At 71.1% G+C, this 18,815-nt stretch carries 16 protein-coding genes; 5 read left to right on the top strand and 11 right to left on the bottom strand.

What is annotated here, in order from left to right; all coding sequences use genetic code 11:
- Positions 1-116 precede the first annotated feature (116 nt).
- Complete coding sequence (locus QSK35_RS05725) at positions 117-512, bottom strand: helix-turn-helix domain-containing protein (RefSeq protein WP_285742981.1); 396 nt, start codon at positions 510-512, stop codon at positions 117-119.
- A gap of 56 nt (positions 513-568) precedes the next feature.
- Here QSK35_RS05725 and QSK35_RS05720 point away from each other — a divergent pair, with 56 nt between their 5' ends.
- The 3 genes from QSK35_RS05720 to QSK35_RS05710 all read left to right on the top strand — a co-directional run bounded on the left by QSK35_RS05720 (position 569) and on the right by QSK35_RS05710 (position 6,175).
- Complete coding sequence (locus QSK35_RS05720) at positions 569-1,405, top strand: helix-turn-helix transcriptional regulator (RefSeq protein WP_285742980.1); 837 nt, start codon at positions 569-571, stop codon at positions 1,403-1,405.
- A 220-nt stretch (positions 1,406-1,625) separates the two neighbouring features.
- Positions 1,626-3,761, top strand: coding sequence for an ATP-binding protein (locus QSK35_RS05715; RefSeq protein WP_285742979.1), 2,136 nt, complete (start codon positions 1,626-1,628; stop codon positions 3,759-3,761).
- A gap of 71 nt (positions 3,762-3,832) precedes the next feature.
- Positions 3,833-6,175, top strand: coding sequence for an ATP-binding protein (locus tag QSK35_RS05710; protein WP_285742978.1), 2,343 nt, complete (start codon positions 3,833-3,835; stop codon positions 6,173-6,175).
- Here QSK35_RS05710 and QSK35_RS05705 read toward each other — a convergent pair.
- The 5 genes from QSK35_RS05705 to QSK35_RS05685 all read right to left on the bottom strand — a co-directional run bounded on the left by QSK35_RS05705 (position 6,075) and on the right by QSK35_RS05685 (position 11,511).
- Positions 6,075-8,348: an ATP-binding protein gene (locus QSK35_RS05705; RefSeq protein WP_285742977.1), complete on the bottom strand. Its 2,274-nt coding sequence runs from the start codon at positions 8,346-8,348 to the stop codon at positions 6,075-6,077. The genes QSK35_RS05710 and QSK35_RS05705 overlap by 101 nt on opposite strands.
- Before the next feature lie 98 nt (positions 8,349-8,446).
- Complete coding sequence (locus QSK35_RS05700) at positions 8,447-8,773, bottom strand: helix-turn-helix domain-containing protein (RefSeq protein WP_285742976.1); 327 nt, start codon at positions 8,771-8,773, stop codon at positions 8,447-8,449.
- A 109-nt stretch (positions 8,774-8,882) separates the two neighbouring features.
- On the bottom strand, positions 8,883-9,488 hold the full coding sequence (locus QSK35_RS05695; RefSeq protein ID WP_285742975.1) for a YigZ family protein: 606 nt from the start codon (positions 9,486-9,488) through the stop codon (positions 8,883-8,885).
- On the bottom strand, positions 9,485-10,456 hold the full coding sequence (ligD, locus tag QSK35_RS05690; RefSeq protein ID WP_285742974.1) for a non-homologous end-joining DNA ligase: 972 nt from the start codon (positions 10,454-10,456) through the stop codon (positions 9,485-9,487). The genes QSK35_RS05695 and ligD overlap by 4 nt, the downstream gene beginning before the upstream one ends.
- The gene (locus QSK35_RS05685; protein ID WP_285742973.1) at positions 10,453-11,511 is read right to left on the bottom strand and encodes an ATP-dependent DNA ligase; all 1,059 of its coding nucleotides are present in this window, start codon (positions 11,509-11,511) and stop codon (positions 10,453-10,455) included. The genes ligD and QSK35_RS05685 overlap by 4 nt, the downstream gene beginning before the upstream one ends.
- 127 nt (positions 11,512-11,638) lie before the next feature.
- Between QSK35_RS05685 and QSK35_RS05680 the strand changes: the two genes are divergently transcribed.
- Positions 11,639-14,683, top strand: coding sequence for a S8 family peptidase (locus QSK35_RS05680; protein WP_285742971.1), 3,045 nt, complete (start codon positions 11,639-11,641; stop codon positions 14,681-14,683).
- Here the strand turns inward: QSK35_RS05680 and QSK35_RS05675 are convergent.
- Genes QSK35_RS05675 through QSK35_RS05665 form a run of 3 tightly spaced genes read right to left on the bottom strand, consistent with a single transcriptional unit; the run spans position 14,662 to position 16,701 of the window.
- The gene (locus QSK35_RS05675) at positions 14,662-15,774 is read right to left on the bottom strand and encodes an MAB_1171c family putative transporter (protein WP_285742969.1); all 1,113 of its coding nucleotides are present in this window, start codon (positions 15,772-15,774) and stop codon (positions 14,662-14,664) included. The genes QSK35_RS05680 and QSK35_RS05675 overlap by 22 nt on opposite strands.
- A complete protein-coding gene (locus QSK35_RS05670) occupies positions 15,771-16,286 on the bottom strand; it encodes a hypothetical protein (protein WP_285742968.1) in 516 nt (171 codons plus the stop codon). Before QSK35_RS05670 ends, QSK35_RS05675 begins: the two co-directional genes overlap by 4 nt.
- On the bottom strand, positions 16,270-16,701 hold the full coding sequence (locus QSK35_RS05665; protein ID WP_285742966.1) for a helix-turn-helix domain-containing protein: 432 nt from the start codon (positions 16,699-16,701) through the stop codon (positions 16,270-16,272). Before QSK35_RS05665 ends, QSK35_RS05670 begins: the two co-directional genes overlap by 17 nt.
- Positions 16,702-16,895: 194 nt before the next feature.
- Between QSK35_RS05665 and QSK35_RS05660 the strand changes: the two genes are divergently transcribed.
- Positions 16,896-17,222: a hypothetical protein gene (locus QSK35_RS05660; RefSeq protein ID WP_285742964.1), complete on the top strand. Its 327-nt coding sequence runs from the start codon at positions 16,896-16,898 to the stop codon at positions 17,220-17,222.
- On the opposite strand, the gene QSK35_RS05655 is transcribed toward QSK35_RS05660, so the two are convergent.
- Together QSK35_RS05655 and QSK35_RS05650 are read right to left on the bottom strand one after the other, a co-directional pair.
- A complete protein-coding gene (locus QSK35_RS05655; RefSeq protein WP_285742962.1) occupies positions 17,219-17,980 on the bottom strand; it encodes a ThuA domain-containing protein in 762 nt (253 codons plus the stop codon). The genes QSK35_RS05660 and QSK35_RS05655 overlap by 4 nt on opposite strands.
- Positions 17,981-18,051: 71 nt before the next feature.
- On the bottom strand, positions 18,052-18,750 hold the full coding sequence (locus QSK35_RS05650; protein WP_285742961.1) for a lytic polysaccharide monooxygenase auxiliary activity family 9 protein: 699 nt from the start codon (positions 18,748-18,750) through the stop codon (positions 18,052-18,054).
- Positions 18,751-18,815: the final 65 nt, after the last annotated feature.

Genomic DNA, 18,815 nt, shown 5'->3' with positions numbered 1-18,815 from the left:
CGGAACCGAACAACGCATTTGCCCTAGGAAGTAGGTGCTGACCTGCGAGGAGGGGTGATGAACGGGGACATCCGCGACTACCTGGTCGAGGTCGAGAAGCCGGCCCGGCCGAACCGTTAGGCGCCGACGGGACGCCCCCTGCTGGCGTCCCGTCGGTCACCTGTAGAACGTGCGCCGCTCCGGAACCGTTCACCTCGGCTGACGGCACTTTTGTTTTCCGTCGCAATTGCCGGACGGAGAACGGAGCCCAGCTCGCCACGCCGCCGGATCCCGAGCTTGCGGTAGGCGTTGGTCAGATGGATCTCCACGGTGCGCAGCTGGACGAACAGCTCCGCGGCGATCGCCCGGTTGGTTTTGCCCCGCATCGCCAGTAGCGCGATCCGGCGTTCGGAGTTGGTCAGCGCCGCGACGCCTGTGCGGGCGCGGCCGGGTTCTCGGTCCATCGGTTCCGTTTCGGGCGATCGGTTCTCGGCGTCATGGGGCAAACCTTCAGCGTTACGTTTATCGCCCACATCGTTTCCTAACAATGTGGTCGCGCTCTCATGATAAGAACCATCGGGTGCGCAACGTGAGCCGGACGCGAGAGCTGACCGAACTTGGTCGCGCTCTCACGCAGCATCGCCTGGTCACCCTGCACGGTCCCGGTGGTGCGGGCAAAACGTGGTTGGTGAACGCCTTCGCGCCGGGTGCCGTCGCGGTGACCGAGGACCTCGTCGTGCGCGACCCCGGCACCCTGCTCGTGCTCGACGGCGCCGAACGCGCGCTGGACGTGTGCGCGACGGTCGTCACCGAGCTGCTCGCGTGGCACGCGGACCTGCGGATCGTGGTCACCAGCACCGAGGTGCTCGACGTGCCGGGGGAGCGCGTGCTGCGCGTGGCCCCGTTCGACGAGACCGCGCTCGTGCTGACCGAGGCCGTGCCCGCCGCCTACCATCGGCTGGACACCGAGGAACGCTTGCTGCTGCGCCGGCTCTCGGTGCTGACGGAGTTCGACCTGGCGACGGCGTCGGCGCTGGCGTTCGAACCGCTCGGCGCGGTCGCGCCCGTGCTCGCCCGGCTGGTGGCCAAGTCGATGGTGCTGCGGTCCGGGGCGGGTTTTCGGTTGCTGGACGCGACTCGGGCGTATGCCGCTTTCGATCTCGCGGCGCGCGGGGAGGCCGAGGCGGTTCGCGAGCGGCTGCGCGGGTTGCCCGCTCCAGCGCCGCCGCGGGACGTGCCGCTGGATCCGGCGTTGACCGGGCGGCAGCACGAGGTGCTCGGGCTGGTCGCCGCGGGGCGGACCAACGCGGAGATCGCGGCCGAGTTGGGGATCGCCGAACGCACGGTGGACCACCACGTCGGGCACATGCTGACGCGTCTGGGGCTGCGCACGCGCACCCAGCTGGCCGTGTGGGCGAGCGCATGAGGGCCGGGACCGCTCTCGCGAGACCGGGGTTGGTGGGGGCCGCTCTCGCGGGTCTTGGGTGGGCGAGCGCCGCATTCGCGGGGTCGGGGTCGGCGAGGGCCGCCTTTGCACGTGTGGGGTGGGCGAGGGCCGCCTTCGCCGGTCTGGGGTGGGCGAGCGCCGCCTTCGCCAACCTGAGATCCGTGAACGCCGCCTTCACAGACGGCCCGCGGAGGTGGGCGTGAGCGTGTGCGCCGTGTGCGGGCGGGACGTGCCGGGATCGGGCATCTACTGCTCCAACGCCTGCCGCCAGCGCGCCTACCGCGGCCGCCGCGACGACCCCGGCCCGCCCAGCGAACGGACCGTCCCCTTCGCCGCCGACCGGTTCTTCGGCCGCACAACAGACCTCGCCACCGTGCGGCGGCTGCTGAACGACCACCGGACGGTGGTGATCACCGGGCCGACCGGCATCGGCAAGACCCGGCTGGCACTGGAGATCGCCCGGCAGCGGGTGGCCCGCGGCGGGCAGGCGAAGCTGGTCGACCTCACCCGCGTCGCCGACCCGGTGGCGCTGCCGTCCGGACTCCTGGTGCTCGACACGTGCGAGCATCGGGCTGGCCTCGCGACCCGGATGGCCGAGGAACACCCGAACCTGAGCGTGCTCGCGACCAGCACGATTCCGCTGCCGGGGTTCGCCGAGCACCGCCTCGCCGGGCTGCCCGTCGCGGACCGCACGGCCGCCGAGTGCCTCGGATCCGACGCCGTGCGGCTGCTCCTGGACCGCGCGCCCGACCTCGAACCTGACGACGACGCGCTGCGAGAAGCGGGCCGGCTGTGCACGGCACTGGACGGCTCGCCGTTCGCGATCGAGCTCGCGGCCCGCATGCTGACCGTCCTGACACCGGCCGAAATCGCGGGTGACCTGTTCGCGTTGCTGAACCAGGGTTTCCGCACCGGCGCGCCGCGCCACCAAGGGCTGCGGGCGGCGGCCCGGTGGGGCTACGACCTGCTGACCGACCCGTTGCGGCACGCCGTGCGGGCGCTCGCGTTGCTGCCCGGCGGCGCGGACGCGGAGCTGGCCGGGGTGCCCGAGGAACTGCTGCGGGTGCTGGTGACCAGGTCGCTCGCGGTGTCCGAAATGGACAGATATCGGCTGTTCGAACCCGTGCGCCTGCTGGCCGAGGAGGAACTGCGGTCACTCAACGAGTACGACGCCGCGCTGGACCGGCTGGCCACCCTGTTCGTCCACATGGGACAGACGTGGTTCGAGCACGTCATGACCCCGGAGGCGGACCTGCGGCGCTGGCGGGAGGAGGTCGCGAACCTCGCGCACGTGGCCGGCGCGCTCACCGACGACCGGCGGTTGCTGCTCGCCGCGATGTGGGGCCGCGTCTCGGGAGACGGAACCGAGCTACTGCGCCACGCGCTGGCCCACTCCGCCCCGGACTCGCCGTACCGCGCACCCGCGCAGGAGACGCTGGTCTACTCGGCCGCCGGCGTCGGTGAGCTGCACGTCGCGTTGCCCACGATCACCGCGGCACTGGCCGAGGAACGCACACGCGACCGCCCGGTCAACCTCGCCCGGCTGCTCGACGCGCACGTCTACGCCAGCCACGCGGCGGGCGACCTGCTCGGCTCGATCACGCGCATGCACGAACGACTGGACGTCACGGCCCGCCTCGACGACCCGATGGCGCGGCCGTCGAGCCTCGCCCGGATCGCCTACCTGCGGATCAACCTGGGCGAGTACGCGGCCGCCGCGGCGGCGGCAGAAGAGGCGCTGAAGGGGTACCGCGAGAACGGGCTGCCCGCCGGGCACGTGCTGATCAACCTGGGGGTCGCCAAGCTCTTCATCCACGACGTGGACACCGCCGAGGAGGTGTTCCGCGAGGCGATGCGCGGCTTCGACCATGTCACGTTCACCGAGGCCCTGGAGGGCCTGGCGTTCGTCGAACTGGCCCGGCGGCAACCCGAACGCGCCGCCATGCTGCTCGGCGCCGCCGCCCAGATCCGGGAGTCCAGGACGCTCGAGGTCGACGCCTGGTGGCAGGCGCGCCTGGACGAGGCGTGGCAGGCCGTGCTCGACCACGACGACGCCGTCCGCGCCGGCGGCTGGCTGAGCCGGGCGGAGGCAGTGGCGCTCGCGGAGGGCGGCCCGGTGCCGCCGGCCCGGCACCCGGCGCTCGCCGTGCTCACCAGCGGGCAGTTGGACGTGGCGCGGCTGATCGCCGAGGGGCTGACGAACCGGCAGATCGCCCAGCGGCTGGATCTGTCGGCACGGGGTGTGGAGGAACGTGTGCGGCAGATCAAGGAGGTGCTGCACGTGCGGTCACGCGCGCAGGTGGCGGCGTGGGCGGCGCGCTGGGTCACCAGTTGAGATTACGGATATCCGTAACGCTGTGGTACCTACCGATGTTTCATGGACGCGCTCTCACCAAGCTCGGTGCCGTGGGTTTCGGTACCGAGAACATTACGGTGAACTGCGGCGCGTGCGGCGCCGAGGTCACGCTCAACGACCGCGGCAGGCCCGCGCGCTACTGCTCCAACGCGTGCCGTCAGCGCGCGTTTCGCCGGCGCGGTGGATCGACCAGCCGGGCCGGCGACCAGGCCATCCCCGAGCCGCTCGACTCGTTCGTCGGGCGCGAGGAGGAGATGGCCGCCCTCAGGCACCTGATGCGGTCCGCGCGCATGGTCACCGTGGTCGGGACGGCGGGCGTGGGCAAGACGCGGCTGGCGCTGGAGGTGGCGCGCCGCGCGGTCGGCGGGCGCAAACGCAAGTTCCGGCTCGTCGAGCTCGGCTCGGTCGTCGACGGCACCCGCATCCTGGAGACCATCGCGACCGCGCTCGGTGTGCGGGAGGCCGCGGGCGAGCCGGCGTTGCGGCCCGTCGTGGACGCGATCAACAACCGGCGGCTGAGCCTCGTCGTGGACAACTGCGAGCAGCTGACCGTGCCGTGCGCGGTGGTCCTGCGCGAGCTCCTGGAGCGCTGCCCGCTGCTGCGGGTGCTCGCCACGTCCCGCGAACCGCTGGGTGTCGCGGGGGAGGCGTTGCTGCACATCGAACCGCTGCCGGTCGACGGGCTGGCGTCGGGCGCGTCCCGCGAGCAGGTGCTCGCCTCGCCCGCGGTGCAGCTCTTCCTCGACCGCGCGAGGTCCGCCGGCGGGGAGCTGACCGATCTCGAAGCTGTCGGCCGGCTGTGCCACCGGCTGGACGGCCTGCCGCTGGCGATCGAGCTCGCGGCGCGGCGGGTGCACTCGATGTCCGTGCGCGAGATCGAGTGGTGTCTCGACGACCAGCTGGGGCTGCTCAGTGAGAGCGCCCGCACCGCGCCGGACCGGCACCGCAACCTGCGCGCCGCGATCGACTGGAGCTACCTGCTGCTCAACCCGGTGGAGCAGCAGGTGTTGCGGCGCCTCGCGATGTTCCCCGGCGGGCTCACGCTCGCCGCCGCCGAACGTGTGTGCGGCGTGTCCGGCATCGAGCCCGTCCTGACCGGGCTGGTGTCGAAGTCGTTGGTGCGCAAGGAGGGCGAACGGTTCCGCATGCTGGAGGTGATCCGCCGGTACGGGCTGGAGCAGTTGCGCGCCGAGCACGAACAGGAGCAGACCACGCGACTGGCCGCGCGCTGGCTCGCCGACGTCGCCGAACCTCTGCTGGTGGCGGCGTTCATCTCGCCGTCGACGCACCGCGGCTTCGACGAGGAGCAGGACAACCTGCTCACGGTGTTCGAACTGTTGCAGGACCATCCGGACGAGGTCGACACCCGCGTGCTGCTGGCGGCCGCGCTGACCCGCGTGTGGCAGCAGCGGGGCCGCCGGTCCGCGGCGGGCCGGCTCGTCCGGACCGTACTCGACCTGCACGGCGACTCGGTCAACGCGCCGATCGTGATGATCGCGGGATCGTGGCTCGCGATGACCCAGGGCGAACCGCGGGAAGCGTTGCGGCAGGCCGTTTCCGCGGTGTCGGCGATCCTGCCGCAGCAACGGCCGGAGCTGCTGGTGCGCGCGCTGAAGCAGCTCGGCTGGGCGTTGAGCGCCGACGGCCGCACGGCCACCAGCGAGTGCGTCCGGCGCCGCGTGGTCGCGTTGTGCGAACGGCTCGACGACCCCCTCGCGCTCGCCCACGCGCGCCAGGACCTCGCGTGGTTCCTGCTGTGCGCCAACGACGTCGCCGAGTCGCGGCGGCTGCTGGCGATGGCGCTCCCGGTGGCGCGGCGCGGGCAGCGGCCCGACGAGCTCGGCTCGATCCTGCACACCGCGGGGGCCATCGAACTGCGCGGCGGTGACCTGCACGAGGCGAAGAAGTTCTTCATAGAGGTGCTCGACGTCGCGCCGGACGACACCCACAACCGGCCGTACGCGTTGGAGGGCCTGGCGATGGTCGCCGAACGGCAGGGCGACGTGCAGCGCGCGGGCAAGCTGTTCGCCGCGGCCCGGACCAGCCGCGAACGCTACGGCGTCGGTGCCACACCGACGTGGCGGCAGTGGGTCGCCGAGGCGGAGGCGAGGGTGCCCGCCGCGGACGGGCCGGCCGACGAGACCGTGCTGAACTACGCGTGCGCCGTGCCCGATGTCGCCGACCTGGTGCGGGCGCTGCTGACGCCGGTGGAACGGCGGGTGCTCGACCTGATCGTCGGCGGCAACTCCAACTCGCAGGTGGCCCGCAGGCTCGGCATCTCCGCGAGCACGGTCACCAACCACCTCGACGCGGTCCTGGCCAAGGTGCGCCTGGAGAACCGGGCCCAGGTCGTGCGCTGGTACGCCGAGACCCGCGCTCGATGTGCCAGGTGATGAGCTCGGCCCGGCTGTAGCGGCCCAGCTTCTGTTTCACCCGGTCCAGCACGTTGCCGACCGTGCTCGTGGCGATCCCGAGCCGCTCACCGATGCCGTGGTTGGACAACCCCTCGGCCAGCAGCGCGGCGATCTGCTGCTCGCGCGTGGTCAGCGGGCTGTCGGGCGTCGCCGGCGACAACGCGAGCGTCAGCACCTCCGGTGGGGTCAGCTTCCGCCCGTGCTCGGTCGCGGCGGTCAGCGACCGGTCGGTCAGCGCCGCCGACAGCCGCACCCGCGTGTCGTCCACCCACTGCGGCCACACCGGCGTGTCGACCACCGGCCTGTGGGCTCGGTGAGCCGCGGCCGCACCCAGCAGGGTCGCGGCGCGCACCGGATCCCCGGTCTGTTCGGCGACCATGGCCAGCCCTTCCAGCACCCAGGCGCGCTGGTGGCTGTCGCTCGGGGCGACCCGCAGCGCCTCCTCCAGATCGCGGCCGGCCCGGTCGATGTCGCCCAGCACCAGGTGCACCGCCGCGGAGGTGTGCAGCACACCGGCGCACTCGAACGGCTGCGCGTGCGTGCGGTACTCCAGCAGCGCCCGGTCGGCGTGGGCGCGCGCCTCCTGCGGTTCACCGGCGCACACCAGTGCCCAGGCGAGGTTCTGCCTGCTGATCGCGGTGGCGAGCGGGGTGGTGGCGAGCGCGAGAGCCTTGCGGTACACCAGGACGGCCGTGCCCGTCCGCTCGGCCGCCACCAGCGCGCCGGCGAGCCGGTTGAGCCCGCGGACGCGCACCGCGACGTCCGCCGACCGGGCGGCCTCGGTGGCGTCACCGATCGCGGTGGCGTGATCGCCGCGCAGGCCGGCGAACCACGAGCGGTGGATCAGCGCGATCGGGCGGTATGGGGAGTCCGGCTCGGTGGTCGTCGTGGTGGCGAGCGTGGTGGACAGCAGGCGTAGCGCGCTGTCGACGCGGCCGCGGTACCGCCAGGTGCGGGCCAGCGCGCAGGCGAGCAGGGTGCGCACGTCGTCCGGATCCGGCCGGCCCTCCAGGTAGCGCAGGGCGACGGCGAGATTCGCGGCGTCCCCGGTATCCAGCGCGGACGTGGACCGGGCGCGCATCGGGTGCATGATCGGCGCGGACACCTCGGCGAGCCAGCGCACCAGCCCGGCGTGGGCGTCGGCGAGCTCGTCCGGCCTGGCCGCCAGCTCGGCGAACGCGAAGCGCCGGATCGACTCCAGCATGCGGAACCGCGTCGAGTCCGCCGAACCGGCGCGGTACAGCAGCGACTTCGTGTTCAGCCCCAGCACGATCGGCAGGACCGAGTCACCACCGCACACGCGGCGCGCGGCGTCGAGGCCGAACCCGCCCTCGCAGACCGACATGCGCCGCAACACCTCCTGTTCGCGCGCGGACAGCAGCCGGTAGCTCCACTCGATGGTCGAGGCCAGGTCGGCGTGCACCGCGGCGGCGATCTCCTCCAGCGGCATGGCCTCCGCCCGCCGCGCGGCCAGCTCGACCGCGAGCGGTACGCCGTCGAGCCGGTCGCACACTTCGGTGGGAGCGTCCGGCCCTGCCCGGTTCAGGACGAGCTCCTTGGTCTCCTCCGGCGACAGCGGCGCCAGCCAGTGCACCATCTCGCCGGGCACGCGCAGCGTCTCCCTGGACGTGGCCAGGATCCGCAGCTCCGGGCAGCGTTCGAGCAGTGTCGTGAAGACCAGCGCGGCCTGCTCCGCCACGTGCTCGCAGTTGTCGGCGAACAGCAGCGTCCGCCGGCCGCCGACCGCGCGGATCATCGTGCCGAGCAGCTCCTCGTCCGCGCCGTCATGGACTTCCAATGCGTCGGCGACGACCTCGGTGAGATCGCGACCGTCCGTTGTGGACGTCAGGTCGACCGTGCGGACCACCTCGCCGCGCGGGTGCCGGTGGTGCAGCAGCTCCTGCGCGAGCCGCGTCTTGCCGATGCCGCCGGCGCCGACGACGGTGACGATCCGCGCCGACCGCAGCGCCCTGGCGACGAACTCCAGATCGGCGGCGCGGCCGACGAAGCGGTCCGGCCGGACCGGGGTCGCCTTCGGAGCGACCGTTCGTTTCCGGTGTGCCCGCTGCCGGCAGGCGTTCGAACAGTAGGAGGCCGGCCTGCCGCGCCCCGACCGGGCAATAGGTATCTCACACGCGCCGCACACGCTCACGGAAGAGTCCTCCCCGCAGGATTCGTCTCCAGCGAACACGCTTCCATGTGGCCGAAGGATCAATCAGAAGGCCAAATGAGATGGCGCCCGCGGCGTTTTCACAGCTGGTTCACGTCGGGAACGTCCGGTCCGAGCACCCAGCTCGGCCGCGGATCCGGTTCCCAGCGCGTCGGATCGGCGGTCAGTCCGACCAGGTAGGTGACCGTGCACTCGAGGGCGATCGCGAGCTCCGGCAGCCAGCCCAGGTCCAGGCCACGGCCGTTCTCCATCTCGCTGAGCACGCGGTTCGTGGTGCGCGCGCCACGGCGGTCCAGCCGCCGCACCAGGTCGACCTGGGTCAGGCCGAGCTGGCGCCGGCGTTCCCGCAGCCGGCGCGCACAGATCCAGTGGCGCTCGCGCGCCCGCTCGCGTCCGGTCGCGCTCATCGCGACCAGTGTCGCATCCGGCACACGCAATTGAAACCGGGACAACAGGCCGAAAACCGCCGTTTCCATTGCCGATCAACGGTTTTCTTTGTGCGGCAAGGCAAACCGATCAGTCCGGCACGTCGACGTCCACGAAACCGGCCGGTGCCGCCGTCACGGCACCCCCGGTCTGGGCGGCGAGCCAGTCCTGGAACACCGCCACGTCTGGCACGTGCACGGTGAATGTCACCGACGTCCCGTAGCTCGTCCCGGCGAGGCGGTGCCCGGACGCGTGCAGCGCGTGCTCCAGCCGGCCCGCCATCGCGTGCGGAGCGGACAGGTCCAGCGCCGCCAACCTGGTGCGGCGCAACGTGCCCAGCTCGTCCACGGCCTCGGACACCGCGCGCCCGTAGGCCCGCACGAGGCCGCCGGCACCGAGCTTCACGCCGCCGTAGTACCGCGTGACGACCGCGACGGTGTCGACGAGATCCCGGCGCACCAGCACTTCCAGCATCGGCACACCGGCCGTGCCCGCGGGTTCGCCGTCGTCGTTGGAACGTTGCGTGTCACCGGCGCGGAAGGCCGTGCAGTTGTGCGTGGCCTGCCAGTGCTCCTTGCGCACGCCCGCGATGAACGCCAGCGCCTCCTCCTCGGTCGCCACCCGCGCGAGGTGGCACAGGAACCGCGAGCGCTGGATCTCGATCTCGTGCACGCCGTCGCGCGCGATCACCCTCACCCGTCGATTGTCCGCTTCGCTCGTGACGGGGCGACCCGCGGTGGCTCATTGGGCATCTTCGGGTACACCGGCGGCCACGGCGCGTCCATCAACCCCGAGGCCAGGTCGCGCTCGGAGCGTTCGAGCAACGGCAGCAGCGACTGCGGCGAGCGGTCCGCCCACGGGTCGCCGCGCTCCGCCAGCCGCTTCGGCACGGTGGCGATGGTCAGCTCGTCGGGCACGACGGACTCCAGCTCGTCCCATGAGATCGGCGTGGACACCTGCGCGCCCACGCGCGGCCGCACGCACCAGGCGCCGAACACGGTCTTGTGCGGCGCGTTTTGATTGAAATCCACGAAGACGCGCGAGCCGCGCTCCTCCTTCCACCACTGCGCGGTGACCAGTTCGGGGTACCGCCGTTCCAGCTCCCGCGCCAGCGCGACGGCCGCGGCGCGCACCTGGTACCCGTCCCACTTCGGTTCCAGCGACACGTAGACGTGCAGCCCGCGCGAGCCGGTGGTCTTGATCCACGACGAGATGCCTTCCGCGGCAAGGAACTCGCGCACGAGCCCGGCCGTCTCCGCGACCTGCGCGAACGTCACGCCCGGTGACGGGTCGAGGTCGACGCGCAGCTCGTCGGTCACCTCGGGCGCCGCGGCCTTGATGGGCCACACGTGGAAACCGAGGCAGCCCTGGTTGACCGCCCACAACACGTGCGCGAGGTCGGCGGCCACGAGCGCGTCGCTGGTCGTGCCGTTCGGAGTGGACACCACGGTCGTCGTCAGCCACGGCGGCGCGTTCTTGGGCACCCGCTTCTGCCACCAGGACTTCCCGCCCACACCCTCCGGGTAGCGCTCCATGAGCAGCGGCCGGCCGCCGAGCGCTCGCAGCAACGGTTCCTCGACGGCCTCGTAGTAGTGCGCGAGGTCGCCTTTCGTGAACTCGGGGAAGTACTGCTTGTCCGGATTGGTGATCCCGAAAGTCGTCACCGTCGGGCCTCCTCGGCGAACAGCGCCGCGAGCTCGGCCGGCGGCACCTCTTCGAGCTGGCCGAACGTGCACGACGACGCGTCGCGGTCGGGCCGGAACCGCACGAGCCGCGCGGTGTGCCGGAAGCGCCCGCCCATCACGTGTTCGTAGCGCACCTCGGCGACCAGCTCGGGCCGCAGCAGCTCCATCGACAGCTCGCGCTGCGGGTTCCACCGGCTGTTCGCGCCGGGCCCGCTGTAGTTGGCCCACTCGGCCCACGGATGCGTCTCCAGCGCGCGGTCCCGCAACGGCGCCAGCTCGTCGAGCAGCTCCCGGCGGCGCGCGGCGGTGAAGCTGCTCGCCACCCCGACGTGCCGCAGCGAACCGTCCTCGGCGTAGAGGCCGAGCACGAGGGACCCGACCGTCTCGCCGTCCTTGTGCACGCGGTAGCCGGCGACCACGCAGTCCGCGGTGCGCTCGTGCTTCACCTTCCACATCACGCGCTTGTCCGGCGTGTACGGCAGGTCCGCCTGCTTGGCCATGACCCCGTCGAACCCGGCGCCCTCGAACCGGGTGAACCAGTCCTGTGCGGTGTCCGGGTCGGTCGTCGCCGGCGTCAGGTAGCAGCCCGGCACCTCGGTGACGATCTGCTGCAGCAGCTCGCGCCGGGCACTGTAGGGCTCCTCGCACAGGTCGCGGTCGCCGAGCGCCAGCAGGTCGAACGCCACGAAGCTCGCGGGCGTCTCCTCGGCGAGCTTGTTCACGCGCGAAGCGGCGGGGTGCAGGCGCAGCTGCAGCTTGTCGAAGCTCAGCCCGCCGGGCGTGACGAGCACGATCTCACCGTCCACTACGCACCGCGGCGGCAACGCCTCGCGCAGCAGTGCGGCCACCTCGGGGAAGTAGCGGGTGAGCGGCCGGTCGTTGCGGGAACCCAGTTCCAGCTCGTCCCCGTCGCGGAACACGATGCAGCGGAAGCCGTCCCACTTCGGCTCGTACACGAGTCCTGGCGCGCGCGGCACCTCGTGCACGGCCTTGGCGAGCATCGGCGCCACCGGCGGCATCACGGGAAGGTCCACACCGGCACTGTAGGCCCGCATCGGCCGAAGGGCCGGTTTTCCGGCGAACGGAAGTCCGTCTGGTGGCCGAGCGTTTCCGCCTGCTGACCGGTGTGGACGGGGTGATCGAATTTCTACCGTCCGTGACATGTTGAAACCCTTGCTCACCGCGGCCGTGCTGACGGTGACGCTCGCACCCGCGGCGCAGGCCGATCCGCCCCCGGCGCCGACCGGTGCGTCGATCACCCTCGTCACCGGCGACCGCGTCCTGCTCAACGGGCAGGACGTCGCCGGTTACCTGCCGGGGGAGGGGCGCGAGCACCTCACCGTGCACCGCTACACCGAGCGCGGCCACCGGTTCCTGGTGCCGTCCGACGCCGAGCCGCTGATCGCGTCCGGGAAGGTCGACGCGCGCCTGTTCGACGTCACCGCGCTGCTCGGCTTCGGCTACGACGACGCGAAGCGCGACACGACGCCGTTGATCCTCCAGGGCGGCAGGACCATGAAGGCCGCCAAGAACCAGGACACCTGGTCGGCCATCCGCGGCGGCGCCTTCGAGAAGGTGTGGCTGGACGGCATCCGTCAGCCCTCACTGGACCGGAGCGTGAAGCAGATCGGCGCGCCCGAGGCGTGGGCGGCTGGGTTCACCGGCAAGGGCGTCAAGGTCGCCGTGCTCGACACGGGCGTCGACGCCGGACACCCGGACCTCGCCGGCCGCGAGATCGCCGAGCGCAACTTCACCGAGGCACCGGACAGCCGCGACCAGGTCGGCCACGGCACGCACGTCGCGGCCACGATCGCGAGCAACGGCCCGAAGTACCGCGGGGTCGCGCCGGACGCGCAGATCCTGGACGGCAAGGTGTGCACCTTCGGCGGGTGCAGCGACTCGGCCATCCTCGCGGGCCTGCAGTGGGCGGTCGACCAGGGCGCGACCGTGGTCAACCTGAGCCTGGGCGGCCCGGACGGCCCCGGCCTCGACCCGCTCGAGGAGGCCGTGAACCGGTTGTCCGACCAGGCGCTGTTCGTCATCGCCGCGGGCAACGACGGACGGTCCGGCGCCGAGACGATCGGCTCGCCCGGCAGCGCCGATCGAGCCCTGACCGTCGGCGCGGTGGACCGCGACGAGAGCATCGCGAACTTCTCCAGCCGCGGCCCCACGCCCGGTGACAAGGCGATCAAGCCGGACGTGACCGCGCCGGGCGTCGGCATCGTCGCCGCCAAGGCCAAGGAGGGCGTGATCGGCACACCGGTCGACGACACGCACGTCGCCATGGACGGCACCTCGATGGCCACGCCGCACGTAGCGGGCGCGGCGGCGCTGCTGAAGCAGCAGCACCCGGACTGGACCGGCGCGCGGATCAAGGCGGCGCTGATGGCGTCCGCTCGCCCCAATCCCGCGCTGTCGGTGTACGACCAGGGCACCGGCCGCGTCGACCTGGCCGCCGCGATCAAGCAGACCGTGACCGCCGAACCGGCCAACCTGAGCCTCGGCGTGCAGCGGTGGCCGCACCAGGACGACCCGAAGATCACCCGCGAGGTGACCTACCGCAACGGCTCCGGTTCGCCGGTGGCGCTGGACCTGTCAGTTGATGTCAATGCACCCGCAGGCATGTTCACCGTCAGTCCCTCGAAGCTCGTCGTCCCCGCGGGCGGCGAGGCCAAGGCCACGGTGGTCGCGGACACGACGGTCGACGCGCCGGACGGTGCCTACGTCGGTGTGCTGCGCGCGGGACCGCTGCGCACGCCGCTGAACGTCACGCGCGAGGTCGAGAGCTACGACCTGTCGGTGCACCACCTCGACGCCGCGGGACAGCCCGCCGGGCGGTTCTCGACCAGGCTCGTCAACACCGAGACCGGCCGCGGGTACTTCGCGGACGGCCGGGTGCGGCTGCCGAAGGGCCGCTACACGCTCGTCTCCGCGATCACGACCGGTGAGCAGCTGGCCGTGCTCGCCTACCCGGGGTTCGAGGTCACCCGCGGCACCGAGCTCACGCTGGACGCCCGCACCGCCAAGCCGGTGTCGGTGCGCCCGGCCGAGGCGGGCGCTCGCGAACAGCTGGGCGACCTCGACTTCCGCCGCGGCGCGTACAGCGACGGGTACCTGTTCCTGCTCGGGTTCGGCGGACAGCTGTCCATCGGGCACCTGGGCCCGGAGGATCCGGAGTTCGAGGCGACCATCGCCGCGCAGTTCGAAGGCGCCGACCGTGACCCGAAGACGAAGGTCGCGTACCGGCTTTCCTACTCGCACAGCGGAAAGGCGCCGACCGGCTTCGACCACACGGCGACGGCCGGCGAGCTCACCGAGGTGACCTCCACCTACCGCCCCGGCCCGCCCGGACGCGAGTACCTGATCGGCGCCGCACCGCTGACGCCGCGCGGCGGTGGCGGGACCTCGTGGCTGGCACCGGTGCCCGAGGGCGGCAAGATCGTGGATCTGGTGACCGCAGACGGTCCGCGCTGGTCCTGGACCTACTACCAGCGCAACCTCCGGACCAACAGCATGGAGGTCCGCACCACCAGCTCACCGCGCCGGGTCACGCGCGCGTCGGGGCAGCGGCTGAACACCGCGGTGCACGGCCCGGCGCTGCCGAACTCCGGCATCGCCCTCGGCCGTGCGGGCAACGACCTGCTGGTGCGTGTGCCCATGTTCGGCGACGGCACCGGCGCGCCGGGCGACCTCGCGGCGTTCACCTCGGCGCGTACCGTGCTGACCCGCGACGGCAAACCCGTGGGGGAGACCGCTTTCCCCGGTTTCGGTCAGTTCCGCCTGCCCGCGGAGGATGGCGCGTACCGCGTGGAGACCTCGCTCGGCCAGAACATCTTCCCGGTGTCCACGAGCGTGAGCGCGGCGTGGACATTCCGTTCGTCCCATGTGGACTCTGCGACCGCGTTGCCGTTGTCCGTGGTGCGCTTCGAGCCCCGGCTGCCGGACACCGACTCCACCGGTCCCGGCGTCCTGCGCGTGCCGCTGGTCGTGCGGCAGCAACCGGGCACGCCGCGGGTGCGCCGCATCGAGGTCGAGTCGTCGGTCGACGACGGCAGGACCTGGCAGCGCGTCACGGTCGTAGGTTCCCAGGCGCTGGTGGTCAACGCGCGGCCGGGCTTCGTGTCGTTGCGCGCCAAGGCGGTCGACCTCGCGGGCAACGCCTCCGAGGTGACCGTGATCCGTGCCTACGAGGTCCGCAGCGCGTAGGCCAGCTCCTCCAGCTCGCGCACGTCGGCGTCCAGCCCGTCCCCGTCCGGAACCGCGACGGGGACGGGCTGGTGCGTCATGGCCACGCCGTCCGCGCACGCATCGAGCGCCTCTTTGAGCCGCAGCGCGAGCGGCCGCTCGTCCGGCGCGAGGAACGGGCTGACGCGCACGAGCCCGTCCCGGCACTCGATCACACGCCGGTAGTAGCGCCGATGCACACCCCGCAGACTCAGGTCGCGCCACCGCCCGGCGGGCACGCGGCTCAGCGCGTCCTCGGGGAACCGCGCGTGCAGCATCGTCCACAATGGAGAGAGCCGGTGGTACGACCGCAGGTGCCGCGTCCACACGCGCGTCGCGGCCGCCCGCATCAGCACCGCCGGGTACGCGACCCCGAGCAGGAAGCAGATGAACCCGATCAGCAGCGCGAAGCTGCCGACGGTGAGCACCGGGCGCGGGGCCGTGGTACCGAAGAGGCGGGCGAGGTTGCCGCTGACGAACGTCAGGTCCGCGAACACCATCAGCGCGAGCCCGATCGAGGCGAGCGTCAGCCCGCGCCGCAGCCGCGGTTCGGCCGTCCGCGCGTACCGCCGGGTCCACACGAACATCGTGGCGAACGCGAACATCAGGTACGAGTTGCCGGTGGCGTAGAAGATCGAGATGCTCTCGATGCCCACCGGCCCGCCGCCCAGCGAGTTCGGCACGCGTGCCGCCTGCACGCGCAGGCTGTCCGGCATCGAGTGCACCGCCAGCCCCATGACGAGCACCGCGACGCTGAGCGGGATCGTCTGCAGCAGCGCGTGCCGGCGTGCCCTGGTGTCGTCCAGCGCGGAGAACAGGAAGAACAGCACCACGCTGTACGCGCCCAGCATCAGGGTCGCGTGCTGGATCAGCTGGCACACCATGGGATCCAGGCCGAGGAACCACTCGCCCATGGACGCGGCCCGGCCGAACGGGTAGCCGATCGTCCACGCCGTCACCATGCCGGCGACCGCGCGCAGGCGCACCTCGTTGGGGCGGCGCAGCGCGAGGTAGAGCATGCCGATCGTGGCGACGATCAGGACGATCCCGGTGAGCTCCTTCAGGTAGTTCACAGCCACCCCAACCGATCCGCGAGCGCCGACGACATCCGCCGCGCCGGCCCGTCGGACGCGCGCGGCGCCACCTGGTCCAGCACGGAAGCCCACTCCAGGATGATCGTGGCGACGGTCTCCGCCTCCCGCTCCTGGTCGTTGTCGTAGGAGGTGCGTCTCAGCGCCCGCCGCACCGCGTCCGGCTCCAGGTCCGGATACAGCTGCGAGAGCAACAGATCGTCGGACTCGTCACTCGTGTGACCGGCGATGAGATGTCCGAGCTCGTGCAGGATGATGTGGTTCTGGTGCGACTTCGTCGTCTCCTGCTGGTACAGGATGTAGTCGGCGCCGGCCGTGCTGATCCACACGCCGAACGGGCCCGGCACCGGAATCGGGTGGGCCAGCAGCCTGATCGGCCTGCCGCGCTGCTCACCGACCTTGCGGCACAGTTCGGCGACGTCCAGCGGCGGGTGGATGTCCAGGTCGTTCAGCAGTCGGCGGCAGCGCTTGCGAAGCTCACGTTCGTTCGCCACGTTCCGCTTGCTCCTGTCGGTACACGACGTCCAGTAGTTCCATGACGAGCCGGCGGCGGTCCGGCGACAGTTCGCCCGCGCGCATCGCCATCAGCTGTACCTCGCCACCCAGCTCGTCGAGCTTGCGCTGTTCGTCGCGCAGCCGCTCGAGCTGTTCGTTGACGCGGTCGGTGACCTCGTCGTCGAAGAAGTAGCTCACCGGCACGCCGAAGAACGCGGCCAGGGCCTGCAGGTGCTTGAAGGTCGGGTTGTCCTTCCTGCCCTTGCGCAGCTGCCAGATGTAGCTCTGGGAGATCGTGACACCGGTGTCCGCGATCGCCGCGGCCACCTGTTCGTTGCTGTACTCCGCCCCGGATCTCGAGGTGTGGAGGGCGAACAGGCGGTTCAGCTTGTCGGCCAGGCTGCGTTCAGCCATCGCGTCTCCCGTCGCGCTCCGTGAGTTTCTCCACTCACGGAAAGGGCCATCTGGGTGACAGGTTTTTCGCCAGTTGAAACACTGTCAGGGGCCAACTTAGACTCCTCGCGTGAACGGTTCAACCTCTGTTGGCCTATCACCGAGGGACTGCGGACATGGCTTTGGCTGAGCGACAGGACGAGTTCCATCGATCCGTGATCGACGTCGTGTACCGCACGATGGACCTTCTCTCGCAGTCCGCGTCGCCGTCCGAGGCGTTCGAGTTGCGGGAGGAACTGCGCCGCGCGATGCCGTGGTGGCGCGGGCTGTTGCGGGTGCACGAACCGAGTGCCGGCCACCGGTGCCGGTCCTGCCGGACCTGGTACGGGCGCAGCCGGCCGTGGCCCTGTCCGGTGTGGCGTGACGCCATGACGATGTTGCACCAGCTCAACGACATGTACGGCTTCCTGCCGAAGGGCGGCGTACCGGAGCAGCCCGTCCGGCAGGAAAGCTCAAGGGTGACCGTGCAGCGGGATGGTTAGCGCTTTCCCAGCCACAGCAGCCCGTCGATGATGAAACGGTTCTGGATCTCGCTCGCGAACGTGGACGACTTCGGCACGTTGTGCTCGTAGTCCATGGCGTTGTGCCCGAAGTTCGCGTACAGCATGCGGTAGTTCCTGTTCGTCCACATGATCGGGTGGAAGCCGCCCCGCCACGTCTGGTTTGGATCCGTGCCGACGGGGTAGCGGTCGATGCTCGCCAGAATCTGGATGTTCGGGTTGCGCCGCAGGTCGTTGGCCCACCCGTACCACTCGCTCACCGACGACGTGTACGTCTGCGGCAGCCGCATGGTCGACGGGTGCTGCGAGGTGCGCAGCACGGCCGTCGTGGGACCCCAGGTGTTGTTCACGAAGTTGCCCGACCCCAGGAACGTGTTGTGGTACCACGGCCACTCGTTCGCGTTCTGGGTGAACGCGGCGACGTGGAAGCCGAACCACGCGCCGCCGTTGTCCATGTAGCGCTGGAAACCGTTGCGCTGCGCGGAGTTCTGCGGGTGGTCGTCGAGGAACATGACGACCTTGTACTGGCTGAGGTCCCCGGTCAGGCGGTTCCAGTTGTTCGTGGACTCGTAGGTGAAACCGTTTTCCGCGGCCGTGCGCTGGAACCACGGGTTCGCTTCCTTGACGAAGCTGATGTGCGCGGCGTCCCAGGTTCCGTTGTAGAACGCCAGAACCTTGAACGCGGCCTGCGTCGGCACCAGGGTCGACGCGAGCAAAGCCAGTAACGCCAACAGTTTCACGGGCACACCTTTCTTCGAGTGCGCCCGTGATCAGGCTATTGGGTGCGGCTGACGCGTGGGAACCGGGACGTTCACAGAATTCGGCGCCGGAACAGGTAGTACCCGCCCATCATGGCGACGAACGCCAGCACGGCGACCCCGATCGACAGCGGCAGCCGCATGTTCGCCGTGCCCGCCGTCTTCTCGGTGGCGCCGATGATCACGTCCGTGCACGAGTAGTAGGTGTCGGCCGTGTCGGAGTTCTGCCACACCGTGTAGATCACGTGCCGCCCGCTCTTGTTCGCGGGCAGCCTGAGGTCGAACATGTACTCGCCGTTGACCAGCTTCGGGTCCTTGACGGTCTGGAACTCGTCGAGCCGGTCCCACTTCAGCGGCTGAGTCGGGTCGTAGCCGTCCTTGGTGACGTAGAACCGGAACGTTCCTTTGTGCGGGATCGTCGCGACGTACCGGAACTTGTTCTTCAGCTGGGTCGTCGGCCAGTCCGCGCGCGGCTGGTCGAGCCCCTGGTAGGCGGGAATCCCGGCGCTGCACAGCTTGCCGTCCGGAATCAGCTGCTTGTCGCGCCCGCCGATGTTCGGCCGGCGCACGTTGTCCCACTGCTTCGCGGGCAGCCCCCACGCCGCCGCGGCCTTGCACGCGTCGCCCGCGGAGCTCGGCTGGTCCGGCGCGCACAGATAGGCGCGACTGGGCGGGTTGGACGGCGCACCGTGCGCCTGTGCCGTTCCGGCCGTCGCCAGGATGATCAAAACGCATGCAGCGACGAGCCGCATCGAACACCTCCCCGAGTCTTCTCGTAGGGGTACGCATGCGGTGCCCAGGTCGTTCAGAGGAGAAT

It is taken from the genome of Lentzea sp. NBRC 105346, assembly GCF_030269605.1.
Taxonomy (GTDB): Bacteria; Actinomycetota; Actinomycetes; order Mycobacteriales; family Pseudonocardiaceae; genus Lentzea.
Note: the sequence above shows the minus strand (reverse complement) of the source record. Positions and strands in the feature narration are given on the sequence as shown.

Bases quoted from the DNA above. Each gene is read 5' to 3' on its own strand.
- QSK35_RS05700 (WP_285742976.1), bottom strand. From the start codon at position 8,773: ATGAGCGCGACCGGACGCGAGCGGGCGCGCGAGCGCCACTGGATCTGT.
- QSK35_RS05680 (WP_285742971.1), top strand. From the start codon at position 11,639: ATGTTGAAACCCTTGCTCACCGCGGCCGTGCTGACGGTGACGCTCGCA.
- QSK35_RS05665 (WP_285742966.1), bottom strand. From the start codon at position 16,701: ATGGCTGAACGCAGCCTGGCCGACAAGCTGAACCGCCTGTTCGCCCTC.
- QSK35_RS05650 (WP_285742961.1), bottom strand. From the start codon at position 18,750: ATGCGGCTCGTCGCTGCATGCGTTTTGATCATCCTGGCGACGGCCGGA.